This is a genomic window from Streptomyces bluensis (assembly GCF_014650715.1).
GTDB classification, from domain to species: Bacteria; Actinomycetota; Actinomycetes; order Streptomycetales; family Streptomycetaceae; genus Streptomyces; species Streptomyces bluensis.
Map to the genome: position 1 here is coordinate 175,652 of NZ_BMVM01000015.1, position 17,083 is coordinate 192,734.

At 72.4% G+C, this 17,083-nt stretch carries 9 protein-coding genes and 1 pseudogene; 5 read left to right on the top strand and 5 right to left on the bottom strand.

Features of this window, described 5'->3' with window-relative positions; translation table 11 throughout:
* Window positions 1–20 precede the first annotated feature (20 nt).
* A complete protein-coding gene (lhgD, locus tag IE262_RS30295) occupies window positions 21–1,244 on the bottom strand; it encodes an L-2-hydroxyglutarate dehydrogenase (RefSeq protein ID WP_229877584.1) in 1,224 nt (407 codons plus the stop codon).
* Window positions 1,245–1,462: 218 nt separating this feature from the next.
* Window positions 1,463–3,562: an asparagine synthase-related protein gene (locus IE262_RS30300; protein ID WP_134040093.1), complete on the bottom strand. Its 2,100-nt coding sequence runs from the start codon at window positions 3,560–3,562 to the stop codon at window positions 1,463–1,465.
* Window positions 3,563–4,332: 770 nt separating this feature from the next.
* Between IE262_RS30300 and IE262_RS30305 the strand changes: the two genes are divergently transcribed.
* Window positions 4,333–5,757, top strand: a complete 1,425-nt coding sequence (locus IE262_RS30305; protein ID WP_134040094.1) for an NsdA family TPR-like regulatory protein — start codon at window positions 4,333–4,335, stop codon at window positions 5,755–5,757.
* 98 nt (window positions 5,758–5,855) lie between these two features.
* A complete protein-coding gene (locus IE262_RS30310; RefSeq protein ID WP_189878122.1) occupies window positions 5,856–9,290 on the top strand; it encodes an AfsR/SARP family transcriptional regulator in 3,435 nt (1,144 codons plus the stop codon).
* Window positions 9,291–9,355: 65 nt separating this feature from the next.
* Here the strand turns inward: IE262_RS30310 and IE262_RS40700 are convergent.
* A pseudogene (locus IE262_RS40700) lies at window positions 9,356–9,565 on the bottom strand (sigma-70 family RNA polymerase sigma factor); the annotation flags it as partial.
* Window positions 9,566–9,928: 363 nt separating this feature from the next.
* On the bottom strand, window positions 9,929–10,690 hold the full coding sequence (locus tag IE262_RS30315) for a TetR/AcrR family transcriptional regulator (RefSeq protein WP_189878124.1): 762 nt from the start codon (window positions 10,688–10,690) through the stop codon (window positions 9,929–9,931).
* 416 nt (window positions 10,691–11,106) lie between these two features.
* Between IE262_RS30315 and IE262_RS30320 the strand changes: the two genes are divergently transcribed.
* Together IE262_RS30320 and IE262_RS30325 are read left to right on the top strand one after the other, a co-directional pair.
* Window positions 11,107–12,474, top strand: a complete 1,368-nt coding sequence (locus tag IE262_RS30320; RefSeq protein WP_134040098.1) for an NAD(P)/FAD-dependent oxidoreductase — start codon at window positions 11,107–11,109, stop codon at window positions 12,472–12,474.
* Window positions 12,475–12,796: 322 nt separating this feature from the next.
* Entirely contained in the window at window positions 12,797–14,512 is a 1,716-nt protein-coding gene (locus IE262_RS30325) for an ATP-binding SpoIIE family protein phosphatase (protein WP_189878126.1), read from the top strand.
* A gap of 240 nt (window positions 14,513–14,752) precedes the next feature.
* Here IE262_RS30325 and IE262_RS30330 read toward each other — a convergent pair whose 3' ends face one another.
* On the bottom strand, window positions 14,753–16,033 hold the full coding sequence (locus IE262_RS30330; protein WP_229877588.1) for an MFS transporter: 1,281 nt from the start codon (window positions 16,031–16,033) through the stop codon (window positions 14,753–14,755).
* Between the two features lie 118 nt (window positions 16,034–16,151).
* On the opposite strand from IE262_RS30330, the gene IE262_RS30335 reads away from it, so the two are divergent.
* Window positions 16,152–16,700, top strand: coding sequence for a MarR family winged helix-turn-helix transcriptional regulator (locus IE262_RS30335; RefSeq protein ID WP_134040100.1), 549 nt, complete (start codon window positions 16,152–16,154; stop codon window positions 16,698–16,700).
* Window positions 16,701–17,083: the final 383 nt, after the last annotated feature.

Sequence of the window (17,083 nt, forward strand, 5' to 3'; positions counted from 1 at the left end):
ACCCCCACACGCCACCCCCCTCACCCCCCACCAAGCGCCCCCAACGCCCGACGCGCCACCTCCCGCCCAATCGGCAGCGAAGCGGTAGCCGCAGGCGACGGCGCGTTCAGCACATGCACGGTCCGCGTCCCCTCCCGAATCAGAAAGTCATCCACCAGCGTCCCGTCCCGCAGCACGGCCTGCGCCCGCACGCCCGCAGCCGCAGGCACCAGGTCGTCCTCCGAGACCGCCGGCAACAGCCGCCGCACCGCCACCGCGAACGCCGCCTTGGACACGGACCGCCGCAGCTCCCCCGCCCCGTACCGCCAGTGCCGCCGAGCGATCCTCCAGGTACCGGGCCAGGCCAGGGTGGCCCCCAGCTCACGAGGCCGCACGACACCCCACCCGTACCCTTCCCGCGCCAGCGCCGGCACCGCGTTCGGCCCGATGTGCACATCCCCGTCGGTCCCCCGGGTCAGATGCACCCCGAGGAACGGGAACGCCGGATCGGGCACCGGATACACCAGCCCGTGCACCAACTCCGGCCGCGCCAGCGAGTAGTACTCACCCCGGAACGGCACGATCCGCATCCCGGGCTCGTCCCCGGCGAGCCGGGCGATCTCGTCACAGTGCAGCCCAGCACAGTTCACGAGCATGCGCGCGCGGACGACATCACCGTCCCCCAGCCGCACGGCGACCCCGAGCGCGGCTCGCCGGTCGATCCGGACGACCTCCGCCCCGTACCGGATCTCCGCCCCCGACGCCTCGGCGAGCTGCCGCGCGACGCCCACGAAGTCGCAGATCCCCGTGGTTCCGACATGGATGGCGGCGAGCCCCCGCACCTCCGGCTCGTACTCGGCGATCTGGGCGGGCCCCAGCTCCCGGACCGGAATCCCGTTCTCCCGCCCCCTCTGCACGAGCGCGTGCAGCCGGGGCAGCTCACCGCGCTCGGTCGCGACGATCAGCTTGCCGGTGACGGCGTGGGCGATGCCGTACTCGGCGCAGAACTTGACCATCTCGGCGGCGCCCCGGACCGCGTACCGCGCCTTCAGGGAGCCCGGACGGTAGTAGATCCCGCTGTGGATGACCCCGCTGTTCCGCCCGGTCTGGTGCCGGGCTGGGCCCCACTCCTTCTCCAGCACCATGACGCGCGTGTCCGGCGCGGCCCGCGTGATGGCGTACGCCGTCGACAGGCCGACGATCCCGCCGCCGATCACCAGCACGTCACAGTCGTACGCGATCCCGTTCACGCTCCGCTGCCGCACGTCGCTCCACCTCTCGACTCCCTCCCGACTCGATAGTGCACTGCGCCACTGACAGCGCCTTCAAACCGTTCCCTGAACCGTTCTGGGACTGACCCTGATGCGGCTACGCGGCTAACGCGGCTACGCGGCTACGCGGCTACGCGGCTGTGCGGGCTCTATGGCTCTCCACCGCCGGGAGGCGGGCAGTGCCCTGCCCTCGCCTACCTCGCCTACCTCGCCTACCCCCGGCGAACCGTCGCCCCCGCGCCCAGAACCCCCCGCTGCGGGGTGATGCCGGCCGGTACCGCCCGTTGGCGGGCGGGGGTGCCTGTCCAGCATGTGCCCCGGCGGGCCAGCAGGCGGCGGAGCCACAGTTCCAGGGAGACCAGGTCGGCGAGGCCGTCCAGGGGCAGCGGCTCGCCGTCCGCGGCCGCGCGGACCGCCTTGCGGACCACCCTCGCCTCGACCAGGCCCGCCTGGGCGAGCAGCGGGGTGTCGAAGAGGGTCACCAGGGAGTCGGCCGCCACCCGGAGGCCGGTGCGGGCGGCGGCAGCCGAGGTCGCGTGGGAGGGGGCGCCCCAGCCGGGCGGGAGATCGGCGACGCCGGCGCCCTCCAGGACCGTGCGGAGGATCGCCGCCCTTGCTCCCGGTCGGACGCGCAGCGCCTCGGGAAGGGCCCGGCATGCCCGTACGACCTGGTTGTCCATGAAGGGCGTGTGCAGGCGCTGGAAGCGGATCTCCGCGGCCTGTTCCAGGACGCGGATGTCGGCGGCCTGGCGTGCGAGGGCCGCACGCGCGCGGAAGTCTCCCGGGCGCTGGCCCGGGCTGACGATCGGCCGGCTCGTGGCGGCCTGGAGGCGAATCGATACTTCGGCCAGTGCCTCGCCCGTGAGCCAGCGCGCCGCCGGGCCCGGTCTCGCCCAGGTGAGCGCGGCGAGCGACGCCCCGACCGCGCCGCCGGGTTCCTCGAAGCGCTTGTGGAGGAGCCGGTCGGCGAGGGTCTCCACGCCCGAGCGGTACGGGCTGCGGGCCAGCTTGCGCGCCGCGGCGTACACGCGCGCGGGGACCATGACGGAGCCGTCCGCCTTCGCGAGCGCCGCGACCGGCCGGACGAGATGGCGTCTCTTGCGGTCCATCAGGAGGTCTGCCAGACGGGCGGGGTGGGCGTCCAGGACCTGCCGGGCGCCGTAGCCCGTGAAGTGGTCCGCGCTGCCGGAGGCCAGGCGTGCGCGGTGCCTGGCGGCCGTGATCAGGGACGGGCCCGGCTCGTCCGTCAGGGGGCCCTCCAGGTCCGCGTACGGGAGCACGTCCTCTCCGCCTGCCACCACTACGTGGTGGAGGCGGGGGTTGGCCGCGAGGGTGCCGGCTCGTTCCAGTTCGTCCTCACGGCCCGGTACGGCGAGGTCGTTGAAGGTCACCGCCAGGAGGCGTTCGCCCGCGCCCGTGCCATGACCCAGCACCGTTCCGGGAGCGCCCGGGAGGCCCGCCGCGAGCAGGGCCAGGGTGCCCGACGCCGGGCCGCCGGAGAGGTCGGCCCCGATGCCGGGTACGGGCATGCCGCGCGCCGCGCGCCGCTCCGCCGGGCCCATGCCGGGGACCGGGCCGGGGTCGATGTCCGCTCCGGGTACGTGCCGAGGGGCGGCCAGGCGTGTGCGTACGGCGTCCACGAGGGCGTCCCGGACCGCGTCCACCGCGCTCGCCGGGTCGGCGGACGGCGCGGCGACGGCAAGGGACGCGACGGGCTCGTAGCCGGCGATCTCGTGCGCCCCCGCCCGCAGGATCAGCGCGTGCCCCGGCGGAATGCGCCGAACGCCGTCGTACGGGGTCGAGTCGTGCAGTGCGGCCGGTACGTCGGGCGCGGCGAGCAGCGCGGCCAGGTGTCCGAAGTCCAGGTTGGCCTCGACGAGGTCGGCCAGCGGCAGCGCGGCGGTCGCGTACGCCGTGCCGCCCGCCCAGGGGGTGTGGAACACCGGGCGGGCGCCCGCCAGATCGCCGCACACCGTCACCCGGCGGCCGACCTGGACGACGGCCGTGTAGCTGCCGGACCAGGCGGTCAGATGGCGAAGTGCCCCGCCGCGCGCGGCGAAGAGGCCGAGCCTCAGCTCCTCGTCGCTCGCCCCGCAGGTGCCCAGGACCGCGATCCGGTTCTGGGCGTCGGCCTTCACGACGCGCACCTCGTCGGGGCGCCAGTCGCCGACCGCCCACAGCGGATCGGGGTCGCCCCACAGGAGTTGGGAGCCCACGGGGTGCACGGTCTCGCCGTCGTACCCGGTGGCGCCCGCGGCGCCGATTTCGCGTGCCGCAGCGGCGGTACTGCTCCATCCCACCAACCACCGCATCGCCGCCTCCACAGGCTGTGGACAACCAGTGCACCGCACGAACCGGTCACCATGCTGCCACGAAGGAAGCGCGCGGAGGGGCCTGTGCGAAGGCTTGCACACCTCACAATGCGCCCCGGAGCACTCCCCGTGTGAGCCGGGAATGCGCTTCCGCGAAGAGACGCGCGCGGATCCCGCGCGCTCGCCCGCCCGGTCCACGCGCGATCCACGCGCGCTCCACAGAGGATCAGCGCCCCGTTCAATGCCGCCCCCGCGCGTGTGCGTCTGCGACGTGAATGCGCCCCAAAACGCTCCCCGAAAACCCCCAACGCGCCCTCAAGAGAGGTGGTCGGAGCGGTATTTGTCCGCGCGAGACACCGTCGATTTTCGGCCAAATCGGCCTCGGGAGGAAAAGCTGACGCCACGCTCCGTGCAGGCTCTGCGCAACGCACAGTCAACGCGTGGTCCGGGAGGCGGAGTTCGCCTCCCGGACCGTCCGCCGCCCGCGGGGATGAAGGCGGCGGTGTCCCCCAGCCCACTGGATCCAGTACAGCGGGCCGACCCACGCACGGCCCATCGAAGCGCTCCACTCGTGGCCGGAGAAGAGCGCACGGACGGGCGCACGGCCACACAGCGGGAGCACGTCGCAACAGTCCGTACTCTCGTACGGACCACAATCCCGCCATCCGGATTTTCGCCCCTTAACGCTTGGGATGTGGCGAACTACGCTGGGTTTACGAATGCCGCGTGCGTATGCCGCCGCGGCAGCCGTCTGTGTCGAGGGGTGGCGCATGTCCAGGGAGCAACGCGGGCCGAACGAAAAACTCGGCGCCGTTCTCGCCCTCGCGGGAATCAGCAACGCGGGACTCGCGCGGCGCGTCAACGACCTTGGCGCCCAGCGGGGACTGACTCTTCGCTACGACAAGACGTCGGTGGCGCGCTGGGTGTCGAAGGGCATGGTGCCGCAGGGTGCCGCGCCGCACCTCATCGCGGCCGCCATCGGCCAGAAACTCGGCCGCCCGGTGCCGCTCCACGAGATCGGTCTGGCGGACGCGGATCCCGCGCCCGAAGTGGGCCTCGCCTTCCCCCGGGACGTCGGCCAGGCGGTGAAGTCGGCGACGGAGCTGTACCGGCTGGACCTCGCCGGGCGCCGGGCCGGCTCCGGCGGCATCTGGCAGTCGCTCGCCGGATCGTTCGCGGTGAGCGCGTACGCCACGCCCGCCTCACGCTGGTTGATAACCCCGGCCGACAGTTCGGTGGCACGCGACGCGGTCCCCTCGGAGGGCGCGGGAGCACCACTGAAGGTCGGCCACAGCGATGTGCAGAAGCTGCGTGAGGCAGCTGAGGACGCCAGGCGCTGGGACTCCAAGTACGGAGGCGGCGACTGGCGTTCGTCCATGGTGCCCGAGTGTCTGCGGGTGGAGGCGGCGCCGCTGCTGCTCGGCTCGTACTCGGACGAGGTCGGCCGGGCCCTGTTCGGAGCCTCCGCGGAACTCACCCGCCTCGCCGGCTGGATGGCCTTCGACACGGGTCAGCAGGAGGCCGCCCAGCGCTACTACATCCAGGCCTTACGGCTCGCGCGCGCGGCCGCCGACGTGCCCCTCGGGGGCTACGTCCTGGCGTCGATGTCGCTGCAGGCGACCTACCGCGGCTTCGGCGACGAGGGCGTGGACCTCGCCCAGGCCGCCCTGGAGCGCAACCGGGGGCTGGCGACCGCCCGCACCATGAGCTTCTTCCGGCTCGTCGAAGCGCGGGCCCACGCGCGCGCGAGTGACGCCCAGGCGGCCGGCGCGGCCCTGAAGGCGTCCGAGGGCTGGCTGGAGCGGGCCCGCGACGGCGACAACGACCCGTCCTGGCTCGGCTTCTACGGGTACGACCGTTTCGCGGCCGACGCCGCCGAGTGCTACCGCGACCTCAAGGCGCCCCGCCAGGTGCGCCGCTTCACCGAGCAGGCGCTGTCGAAGCCGACGGAGGAGTTCGTGCGCTCGCACGGCCTGCGCCTCGTCGTCTCCGCGGTCGCCGAACTGGAGTCGGGGAACCTGGACGCGGCCTGCGAGCAGGGCGTACGGGCGGTCGAGGTCGCCGGGCGCATCTCGTCGGCGCGGACCACCGAGTACGTGAAGGATCTCCTGCACAGGCTGGAGCCGTACGGGGACGAGCCGCAGGTGGTGGAGTTGCGGGAGCGGGCCCGGCCGCTGCTCATGACCCCCGCGTAGGGCCTGGGCACGGCTCGGAGGACGGGTGCGCGGGAAAGGCAGCGCCTCACCGGAGAAACCCCGTGCCCCGCGCACCCCACCCCGGCGAGAATGACCCGGTGCGGTACGGAATCCTGGGGGTCGCCCAGGCGGAGGACGACCAAGGGGCCCGCATACCCGTGGGCGGCCCCCGCCTGCGCGCGCTGCTCACGGCGCTCGCCCTCCGCCCCGGCCGGACGGTCGGCCCGGACACCTTGATCGACGAGGTGTGGGCCGCCGCCCCGCCCGCCGACGCCCCCGCCGCCCTCCAGGCCCTCGTCGGCCGCCTCCGCCGCGCCCTCGGCCGGGACGCGATCGCCTCCGACGACGGCGGCTACCGCCTCGCGGCCGCCCCGTCGGACATCGACCTGTTCGAGTTCGAGCGGCTCGTGGGGGAGGGCAAGGGCGCCCTCACCCGCCAGGACCCGGCATCCGCGTCCCGTGCCCTCCACGCCGCCCTGGCGCTCTGGCGCGGCCCCGCCCTCGCCGACCTCTCCGACCGCACCGCGGCCACCCGTCCGGAGGCCCAGCGCCTGGAGGCGACGCGCGCCCGCATCGAGGCGGACCTGCGACTGGGCCGCGCCCCCGACGTCGTACCCGAGCTGAAGGAACTCACCGAGGCCCACCCGTACGACGAAACCCTGCACGCCCTCCACATCCGCGCCCTCCGCGACACCGGACGCGGCGCGGACGCGCTGGCGGCGTACGAGTCCGCCCGCCGAGCCCTCGTGAACGGCCTGGGCACGGACCCCGGCCCGGCACTACAGGCACTGCACACGGAGTTGCTGCACCCGTACGCGCACACGCGCCCACAGCAGTCGCACGTGCACGCGCACGCGTACTCGCAGCCGCCTCATCCGCGCCCACAGCCGTCGCACGAGTACGAGCACGAGCGCGAACGCGAGCGCGAACGCGAGCGCGAGCGCGAACACGAGCGCGACCACGCGCACGCGTACCCGCAGAGCCGGAACGGCAACATCCGCCCCCGTTTGACCTCTTTCGTCGGACGGGAACTCGAACTCGACGCCATCCGTTCCGACTTGCACAGGGCCCGCCTGGTCACGCTCACCGGACCGGGCGGGTCCGGCAAGACCCGTCTCGCCGAGGAAGCCGCCGCCGGGCATCCGCAGGCATGGCTGGCCGAGCTCGCCCCGCTCGACCGGCCGGAGGCGGTGGCGGGCGCGGTGGTCAGCGCCCTCGGTCTGCGCGAGACCGTGCTGATCACCAACGAGATGGCGGTCCCGCAGGACGATCCGGTCGCCCTGCTCGTCGAGCACTGCGCCCCGCGCAGCCGGCTCCTGATCCTTGACAACTGCGAGCATGTCATCGGCGCCGCGGCCGACCTCGCGGAGACCCTGCTGACGCACTGCCCGCGGCTCACGATCCTCGCCACCAGCCGTGAGCCCCTGGGCGTGCCCGGCGAGTCCGTGCGCCCGGTCGAGCCCCTCCCTCCCGACCCCGCGCACCGCCTCTTCAGGGAGCGCGCGGCGGCCGTACGCCCCGACGCGGACACCGTCCTGAAGGACACCGAGGCCGTGGACGAGATCTGCCGCAGGCTCGACGGCCTCCCGCTGGCCATCGAGCTCGCCGCCGCCCGCCTGCGGCTGCTCACGCCCCGGCAGATCGCGGACCGCCTCGACGACCGCTTCCGGCTGCTCACCTCCGGCAGCCGGACGGTACTGCCGCGCCAGCAGACCCTCCGTGCCGTGGTCGACTGGTCCTGGGACCTGCTGGACGAGGCCGAGCGCACCGTCCTGCGCGAGGTCTCCGTCTTCGCGGGCGGCTGGGACCTTCAGGCCGCGGAGACGGTGTGCAGCGGGCCCGTGCCCGATGTCATGGGGGCGCTCGTCGACAAGTCCCTGATCGTGGCCACCCCGAGTGAGCGCGGCGTCAGCGGCATGCGGTACCGCATGCTGGAGACGATCCACGAGTACGCCACAGAGCGTGCCGCCGAGGTCCCCGAGCTGACCGCCGCCGCCGGGCACCGGCACAGCGCGTGGGTCCGTGCCCTGGTCGAGGAGGCAGAGCCCCGCCTCCGCTCCGCCGACCAACTGCCCTGGATCCAGCGCATGGAGACCGAGCTCGACAACATCCGCGCCGCCCTGCACCGCACGATCACCGCCGGCGACGAGGAGCAGGCCGCGCACCTCGCGCTCGCCATGAGCTGGTTCTGGTGGCTCCGCAACTACCGCCGCGAGGGCACGGACTGGGTGGACCGCCTCCTGCGGCTGGGGGCACTCCTGGACACCCACCAGCAGGCGAACGCCCCCGTCACGGCCGCCCTCCTGGACGCCGTCGACCCGATCGACGCGTACCTCGATGCCCCGGAGCCCGACGACCACCCCTGCTACCGGTCCCGTATGCGGCTTCGGATGCTGCACCTGTTCCTGGTGGCGGAGTCGGGACCCGTCGGCGTGCCGGAGGACGCACGCGTGCGGGAGTACCTCATCCGGCTGCGGGCGGAGTTCGAGCGCACCGGGCCGGACGCGGCGCGCTTCCCCGGGCTGGTGTGGCCGCTCACGGCGTTCGCGCTGGACGGCGCGGCGGCGGACGTCCGGGACCTGATGGACCTGGCGCTCGCCAACTGCCGGGCGTACGGCGGTGACTGGGAGGTCGGCGTCATCCTGATGTTCCGCACGCACATGGTCGTCGACTCACCCGGCAACCTGGGCGGAGTGGACGACGATCTCGCCGAACTGCGCGCACTCAGCCTCCGCGTCGGCGACCGCTGGATGCGCGCCCAGGTGTGCAGCGCGGCGGGCGAGGCGGCGATGGCCCGGGGGCGCCTGACGGAGGCGAAGGGCGAGTACGAGGAGGCCCTGCGCCTCGCCCAGGAGGTCGGCGCGTACGCCGAGTCGTCGTTCCTCATCGCTCGCCTGGCCGAGATCGCCTACCGCTCGGGCGACCGGCCCGCGGCGCTGGCCGCGCTGGACGAGGCGAGCGCCGCGGCCGACCGCTTCGCGGCGGCGGACTCCCGGGCGTTCGTCCTCCTCCTGCGCGCGTACATGGCGCTGGACGAGGGGGACACCGCCCACGCGCGCGACCTGTCCGAAGTGGCTCGCGCGGAGACCCGCCGGGGCACCCCGCCCCCGCAGTTCATGGCGTTGCTCGCCCTGATCGACGCCATGGTGACGACCGCCGAGTCCGGTCCGGTGCACGGTCTGCCGAAAATGGCCGGCGCCCTGCGGACGGCGGTGAGCGGCCGGTGCCCGGAAGCGGTGACGTCCACCCTGGCCGACGCCGCCGGAGGCGTCCTGTCCCAGCTCGGTGATCACCCGCGCGCGGTGCGTCTGCTGGCCGCCGGGACCCGCTGGCGCGGCGAACTCCCGCGCCCCGTCCCGGAGCGTTACGCGGCCGAGCGGGCCGAGGCCACCGCGCTCACCGCCCTGGGCCGCACTCGCTTCGAGGCCGAGCGCGCCACCGGTTCGCGCTTCACCGCGAAGGACGCCGTCCAGGAACTGGCCGAGGCCATGAAGGACCACGCGGCCGAACAGACACCGGAGTCGCCCGAGTAGAGCCGGGTAGCGGATTCTCGCCGTCCGCTACCCGCACCTGAACCTGGCCCCGCCCAGTCCGCGACCGCCTGCGAGGCGAACAGCGCGAAGTCGTCGACCAAGTGGTCCTGCCTGGCCGACTGGTCCAGCTCGCGGTGACGCGGCGGACCCTGGTCAGCAGATAGGCACGGACCGCGTGCTCGGGGCCGCCCCCGCAGCAGGTGCGCGCACCGGCGCACGGCTGACATATGGCGCCGGTACAGCTCGTCGTACGCCGTGTCGTCGCCCCCACGCATCCGCCCGATCAGTTCGGAGTCGGACGGCGGCAGGTCGGGTCCCCGACATGTCACCGCGACGGCCGGACATGTCACCGTGATGGCCGGACCCGTCACCGGAGAGGCCGGGCACGCCACCGGCACGGGAGACGCCCGAAGCGCCCCGGGACCGCCCGCCCTGGCTCGGCACCTGCCGCGACGTCAGCGCCCTGGGCTCCGTGCCCTCCTCGCCACCCTCGTCAAGTGGCTCGTCCCGCCCGTCGAGGCTCAACGCGGAACACCCTCGCCGGCTCAGGGTGGCACCCGGCTTGGACCGGCCGACCGGACTGACCGACCGGACCCGCAACCCCGACCCGGAACCCGTACAGGCAAGAACTCAGCAGGTCACGAGGGACGCGACCGCAACCCCTCCAGCAGGATGTCCAGCAGCCGCGCCGACGCGGCCGCCTGCTGCGCGGCATCCGGCAGCGACGGCGCCGCCGTGGCGATCACCAGCAGGACGTCCGACACGGTCACGTCGGTCCGCAGCTCACCCGCCGCACGGGCCCGCTCCACGAGCTGCCCCACGACGTCGAGGAGCGCCGCGGCACCCGGGTCGTCGTCCACGGAGGTGTCCTGGGACCCGGACACGAGCCGTAGCTCGGCCGTCGGCTGGGCCCGCTGCTGCGGCACCCGCACCTCGTCCACGGCGATGCCGTCGGGCCCGTCCTCGGCGACCTCGACCCGCAGCACCTGCGGCGGGAGCAACCGCCCGGCACCCGAGGCCACCGACGTCCGCAGGAAGCGCGAGAGCGCCGACCACGGTTCGTCCTCCTGCCCCAGGGCCGCGCGCGCCTGGTCGGTCAGCCGGGAGGTCTCCTCCTCGGCTATCCGCCGGACCAGCACGTCCTTGCTCGGGAACCGCCGGTACACCGTGCCGACGCCCACCCGCGCACGCCGGGCCACGTCCTCCATCGGCGCGCCGTACCCCGACTCGCCGAATACCTCACGCGCCGCACGCAGAACGTGCTCCAGATTGCGCTGCGCGTCCACACGCAGCGGGGTCGTACGCGCATGGTCCACACGTCCGTTGCCTCCCGCCGCGCTCATCGTGCCGGCCGGTGCGACGGCCGACGCGGAAGACCATTGAGAGTCCTGAATGTGCATATGTGTTCCCCCGGAAATGACGTCTCCCCCCGGAGACTCTCCCCGCCATTGAAAGCCGGAGCGTGAGGAACGAGCTTGGTCCCCGAGCCGGCCCGCCCGTCGCGGACCGTCCCGAACCCGACATGCCCGCCCGTCGCGGAACCGTCGAGCGGCGCACCCCCTACACCCCGTCAAGACACGAACATAGTTGAGTCGGAGTCAATTCAGAAGGGGCAGGTTCCGCACGGAGCGCCCCCCGATCGGAGCACGGGCCCGATACACCCCGATTCATCCCCCCGTCGTAGTCGGACCCATGCCATCTGACCTGCTGTTCTTCTCCGCGCTCCGGCATTTCGGCCAACTCTGCGTACCCACGACTTCCGGTCACACAAATTGCCGGGGCTGTGGACAAACTCCTGCGTCGGGTGCGTCATGGGATGGTGAAGGAACGTGTGCGCATCCTCATCGTCGGCGGCGGCTACGTCGGGCTGTACACCGCTCTGCGCCTCCAGCGGAGGCTGAAAAAGGAGCTGAAGAGTGGCGCGATCGAGATCGTCGTCGTGTCGCCCGACCCTTATATGACCTATCAGCCCTTCCTTCCCGAGGCCGCCGCGGGCTCCATCTCGCCGCGCCACGTCGTGGTGCCGCTGCGCCGCGTGCTCGATCTGTGCAAGGTCGTCATCGGTGAGGCCACAGCCATCGACCACGCCAAGCGGACCGCGACCCTCACCACTCTCGCCACCGAGGAGGAGGGCGCGGGCGCGGAGCAGATCACGTACGACGAGCTCGTCCTCGCTCCGGGCTCGATCGCGCGCACCCTCCCGATCCCCGGACTCGCCGAACACGGCATCGGGTTCAAGACCGTCGAGGAGGCCATCGGCCTGCGCAACCACGTCATCGAACAGATGGACATCGCCTCCTCCACCCGCGACCCCGCGATCCGTGACGCGGCCCTGACCTTCGTCTTCGTGGGCGGTGGTTACGCCGGCGTGGAAGCGCTGGCCGAACTGGAGGACATGGCCCGCTACGCCGCGCGCTACTACCACAACGTCAAACCGGAGGACATGAAGTGGGTCCTCGTCGAGGCCGCGGGCCGCATCCTGCCCGAGGTCGGCGAGGAGATGGGCCGCTACACCGTCACCGAGCTGCGCCGCCGCAACATCGACGTACGCCTGGAGACCCGCCTTGAGTCGTGCGCCGACCGGGTGGCCGTCCTCAGCGACGGGGCGCGCTTCCCGACGCGTACGGTCGTGTGGACCGCCGGAGTGAAACCGCACCCCGTCCTCGCGGCGACCGACCTGCGGCTGAACGAGCGCGGCCGCCTGAAGTGCACCGCCGAGCTCACCGTCGAGGGCACCGAGCACGCGTGGTCCGCCGGCGACGCCGCCGCCATCCCCGACGTCACCGCGGACGAACCCGGCAAGGAGTGCGCTCCGAACGCGCAGCACGCCGTGCGCCAGGCCAAGGCCCTCGGCGACAACATCGTCCACTCGCTGCGGGGCGAGCCCCTGGAGACGTACGGCCACAAGTACGCCGGCTCGGTCGCCTCCCTGGGCCTGCACAAGGGCGTCGCCCACGTCTACGGCCGCAAGGTGAAGGGCTACCCCGCCTGGTTCATGCACCGCGTCTACCACCTGAGCAGGGTCCCCACCTTCAACCGCAAGGCCCGGGTGCTCGCCGAATGGACCCTGTCGGGGCTCTTCAAGAGGGAGATCGTCTCACTGGGTTCACTCGAACATCCCCGTGCGGAGTTCGAACTCGCTGCCGGTGGAAAGCCTTCTCAGGACCCGAAGGGGTCGTCCTGACCGGATCCAGGAACTCCACCGACCGGGCCGGCGTCTGACGGATGTCGACCCGGTCGGCCGGGCTGCCAGACTGGTTCATGATCGGGTTCACGACCCTGCGGGCCGACAGACCCCGCGCGTCCCACCAGGCGTTACCAGCGCCGCGTCCCCCGGGGACACAGTTCTGGATAGCGTCTGCGACGCGGGCGGACCCGGCCCGATCCGGAGCCGACCGCCACCCACAACACAAAACGAGGATTCGGTACTGCATCTCCCGGGGGACACCCCCGGACCCCGGCCGATCCGGGGCCGGCCCCAGACGACAAGACGAGGCAAGGATTCGGTGAACTTCACCCGCTGGAGCCCACGGCTCCCCGGAATGCAGCGCCGCCCCCCAGCGCGGACCGAACTCGCGGACGCCCCCGACCGAAGGGGTGACGGCTCCGTACCCGCGGCGCGCACCGAGCGGCCGACCGACGGCACGTTGTGCGCGCCCGCCGTCAACGAACTGGCGACCCGTGAGGTCCTCGACCGCATCCCGGCCCTCGTCGCCCTCGTACAGGGCCCCGAACACCGCATCGCCTATGTCAACGACGCCTATGTGGCGGCCTTCGGCACCCGCCCGGTCGGCGAGCCCGCCCGCAAGGCCCTGCCCGAACTGGAGGAACTCGGTCTGCTGCCGCTCCTGGACCAGGTGCTGCGCAGCTCCAGGCCCCGCACGGTCAAGTCCCGCAAGGCCCCCGGCGGACGCTCGTACACGATCACCTGCACGCCGGTCGACATCTCGGCCACTCCCGAAGGGAGTCGCACATCCGGCGGTTCCGACGGCAGGGCCGGCGGCGGGGTGCTCATCTTCGCCGCCGACGTCACCGACCACGCCGAGGCCGCCGAGCGGCTGCGCGCCAGCGAACGCCGCCAGCGCGAAACAGCCGTCACCCTCCAGCGCTCCCTGCTCCCCCAGGAGCTGGAGCAGCCCGACGACCTCCGCATCGCCGCCGTCTACCACCCCGGCGGCACGGATGCCGCGGTCGGCGGCGACTGGTACGACGTCATCACCCTCGGCGGCGGCCGCACGGCCCTGGTCATCGGCGACGTCATGGGCAGAGGCGTACGGGCGGCAGCGGTGATGGGCCAACTCCGCACCGCTGTCCGCGCATACGCCCGCCTGGACCTCCCCCCTCACGAGGTCCTCCAGCTCCTCGACGGCCTCGCCGCGGAGATCGACCCCAACCAGATCGCCACCTGCGTGTACGCCGTCCACGACCCCAACGAGGGCCGCCTGGTGTACGCGTCGGCGGGCCACCTGCCCATCCTGGTCCGCGACGAGAACGGAATGGTCCTGCGCGCTGACGAACCCACCGGCCCCCCGCTCGGCACGGGCGGCTGGATGCACGCCTCGGGCTCCGTCCCCCTCGGCCCCGGATCGACCGCCGCGCTCTACACGGACGGCCTGGTGGAACGCCGTAACGAGGACCTGGACGAGGGCATCGCCTCCCTGGAGCGCGCCCTCGCCGGCGCCACGGGCACCCCCCAGGTGATCTGCGACCGCCTGGTCCGCTCGGCCGGCGTCAGGGCCGACCACGACGACGACGTGGCCGTCCTGGTCCTCCAGCACCCGGCCCGCACCGGCGCCGACAGCGAACTCTTCCGCAACGCCGCCCTGGAACTGCTGGGCGGCGTGGAAGCGGCCCCCCGAGCCCGCGCCTTCGCCTCCGGCGTCCTCACGAGCTGGCGCTTCCCGCCCGACCTGCACGACCTCGGCGTCCTCGCCGCCAGCGAACTGGTGGCCAACTCCCTCCAGCACGGCACTCCACCCATGCGCCTGCGCCTGCGCCGCACCGACCGACGCCTGATCGTCGAGGTCACCGACGGCGACGACCACCTCCCACTCCGCCGCCACGCCGCGCCGGCCGACGAGTCCGGCCGCGGAATCGCCATCGTCGCCACGATCGCCTCCAACTGGGGCGCCCGCCGCGCCCCGGACGGCGGCAAGGCAGTCTGGTGCGAATTCGCCCTCCCCCGGCCCACCCCTGCCGCCGACTTGAGAAGCGGCCTCTGAGAGCGGCCCGGGACCGGCCTCCGAGTCGTGTCCTGGAGACGTCCGGGGTTTTCGGAGACGGTGTTCGCCGCTGGTCCGCCCCGGAACCGTCAGGGCCTGGGTGCAGGCCCCCCCAAACGGGGCCCGTGGCGGAGCCCCCTTGGCGGGGTCGAAGGGGCGGAGCCCCTGGGACGGGACGGGTAGGGGCGGCGGGGGCGACATCCTCACAGGCCACCGAACACCAACAGCACGCACCCCCACTCACGCCGCCAACGACTCCGCAGGCACCCCACCCCGCGCCACCACCCGACTCCCCTCCAACGACGGCTGGTCCTGCACGGGCGTGAGCCGCCGCCCCAACCCGACCGCCAACACGGATATACCGAGCGAGAACAACAGGAACGTCACGACATACGGCAAGTGCAGCGAGGCCCCCATCGGCCCGCCCACCACCGGACCGACCGCCAAGGCAAGCTGCTTCACCAGGGCGAACGCCGAGTTGTACTGCCCCGCCATCCCCGCAGGCGCCAGATCCGCCACCAACGGCGCCACAGTCGGCGACAGCATCGCCTCCCCGAGCCCGAACAACGCGTACGTCGACACGAACGCGGCCGTCGCCATGGCCTGGCTCCCGTCCCCCAGCCCCGCGTACCCGGCCACACCCCAGGCAACGGCCCAGATGAGCCCGACAGCGGCGATCACCCGGGACCGCCTCCGCCGCTCCACGAACCGCAGCACGACGAACTGCGCGACCACGATCACCGCGGTGTTCGCGGCCAGAGCGGTCCCCAAGGCGGACGGGGATATCCCGGCGGCCTCGACCCCATACGCACTGAGCCCTGACTCGAACTGCCCGTAGCAGGCGAAGAACAGCACGAAACCCAGCACACACAACTGCACCATCGCCCGATTCCGCAGCAACTGCCGCCAGCTGCCCCCGGCTGACCGCGCCGGAGCGCCGTCGCCGCTCGTCGCCCACGGCATCCGTAGCGTCGCCATGATCACGACGAGCAGCAGGAACATCGCCGCCTCGATCGAGAACAACAGGGTGAAGGAACTCGCGTGCGTGGTGTCGACGAGATGACCACCTATGAGACCGCCGACCCCCAGCCCGAGGTTCTGCAGGAAGAACTGCGTGGCGAACGCCCGCGACCGCGTCTCGGCCGTCGAGCAGTCGACGATCACCGTCGCGAGCGCCGGCTGCATCACCGCCTGCCCGGCCCCCAGCGCCGCCGCCGACAGCAGCACCGCCGTCGCACTTCCCGCCAACCCGAGGCTCAGCGCCCCGATGGCCGCGGTGACGAGGGCGGCGAGCAGCACAGGCAGCGGGCCCCTCCGGACGATCGCCCGCCCGGCGAATGGCAGCACCACGAGAGCGGCCACGGCGAAGACGGCGAGCACGAGGCCCGCCGTCACAGCACCGAGATCCCGCACCTGCGCCACATAGACGTACAGGTACGGGACGGTGAAGCCGAGGCCGAACGCGCTGAGTGCGTTGCCCACATGAACCCGGCGCATCGCTGCGCCCATCGCCCTGGTCACGTTCACCTGCCTTCGATCTCCGGGACTCAATCCCAAAGACTTCGAACCTAAAGTTAGAAGCTAAAGAGTACATGGTGAAGGACTTCGATGCCAAGTGAAGGCATGCAATACTTCAGCCATGGGCGACACCCCCGGCGCCGGCGAACCGACTCTCGAAGAGCAGGTCGCCGCCTACCAGCGCGAGTTCCAGGACCTCGACCCCCAAGTCGAGAAGATCGTCTCGGCGCTGTCCCGGCTCAACCGCCGTATGAACGTCGCCTACGGCCGCCAGACCGCAGAGCTCGGTATCAGCAACGCCGAGTGGGAGGTCCTCAAGGCCCTCGTCCTCTCCGGCCCCCCGTATCGCATGGGCCCGAGCGACCTCGCCAAGCGACTCGGCCTCACCCCTGCCGCCATGACCCACCGGATCGACCGGATGGTGACGGAGCGGCTGGTCACCCGTGAGCGCGACGAGTCCAACCGTGTCCGCGTCATTGTTGAACTCACCCCCGAGGGTCGCGAGAAGTGGCTGAAGGCCATGCGCCTCGCCTCGGTCTTCGAGGAGGAGCTCCTCCAGGACCTGTCCCCGGTGGAGCGCGGGGTCCTGGGAGAGGTCCTGACCCGTCTCCTGCGGCGGGTGGAGGACGCCCAACCGGACGCGGGCGGCCGCCTCACCGACCTGGACTGAGGCCGCAGCGCCGGGCCCTGCGAGGTTTGACGCGGGGCCATGCGGGGGAGGCTTGACAGTCCCCCCGCAGCTCCGTAAGGTTCTTCGGGTTGCCACGGAGCCGTAACGGTTCTGCGGCAGCACCTCCCGCCGCGAAAGCGGCATCTCACATCATCAGCACGATCTCCCAACCGGGTTGATTTCGGCGTGCCCGAATTCAATTCGATTCGGGGCTCGGCAGCCCGATTGGGAATCGCCGAGAGAATCGGCTAAGGTTTGAGACGTCGGAACGGCCCAGCGGCCGCGAAGACAAACTCCCGCCGACTGGGAATCAGGCCCGAAAGGCTCTGATAGAGTCGGAAACACCGAAGGGAAGCGCCCGGAGGAAAGCCGCGAGAGAGTCT

Bases quoted from the DNA above. Each gene is read 5' to 3' on its own strand.
- IE262_RS30315 (WP_189878124.1), bottom strand. From the start codon at position 10,690: ATGCACATTCAGGACTCTCAATGGTCTTCCGCGTCGGCCGTCGCACCG.
- IE262_RS30320 (WP_134040098.1), top strand. From the start codon at position 11,107: ATGGTGAAGGAACGTGTGCGCATCCTCATCGTCGGCGGCGGCTACGTC.
- IE262_RS30300 (WP_134040093.1), bottom strand. From the start codon at position 3,562: ATGCGGTGGTTGGTGGGATGGAGCAGTACCGCCGCTGCGGCACGCGAA.
- IE262_RS30305 (WP_134040094.1), top strand. From the start codon at position 4,333: ATGTCCAGGGAGCAACGCGGGCCGAACGAAAAACTCGGCGCCGTTCTC.
- IE262_RS30335 (WP_134040100.1), top strand. From the start codon at position 16,152: ATGGGCGACACCCCCGGCGCCGGCGAACCGACTCTCGAAGAGCAGGTC.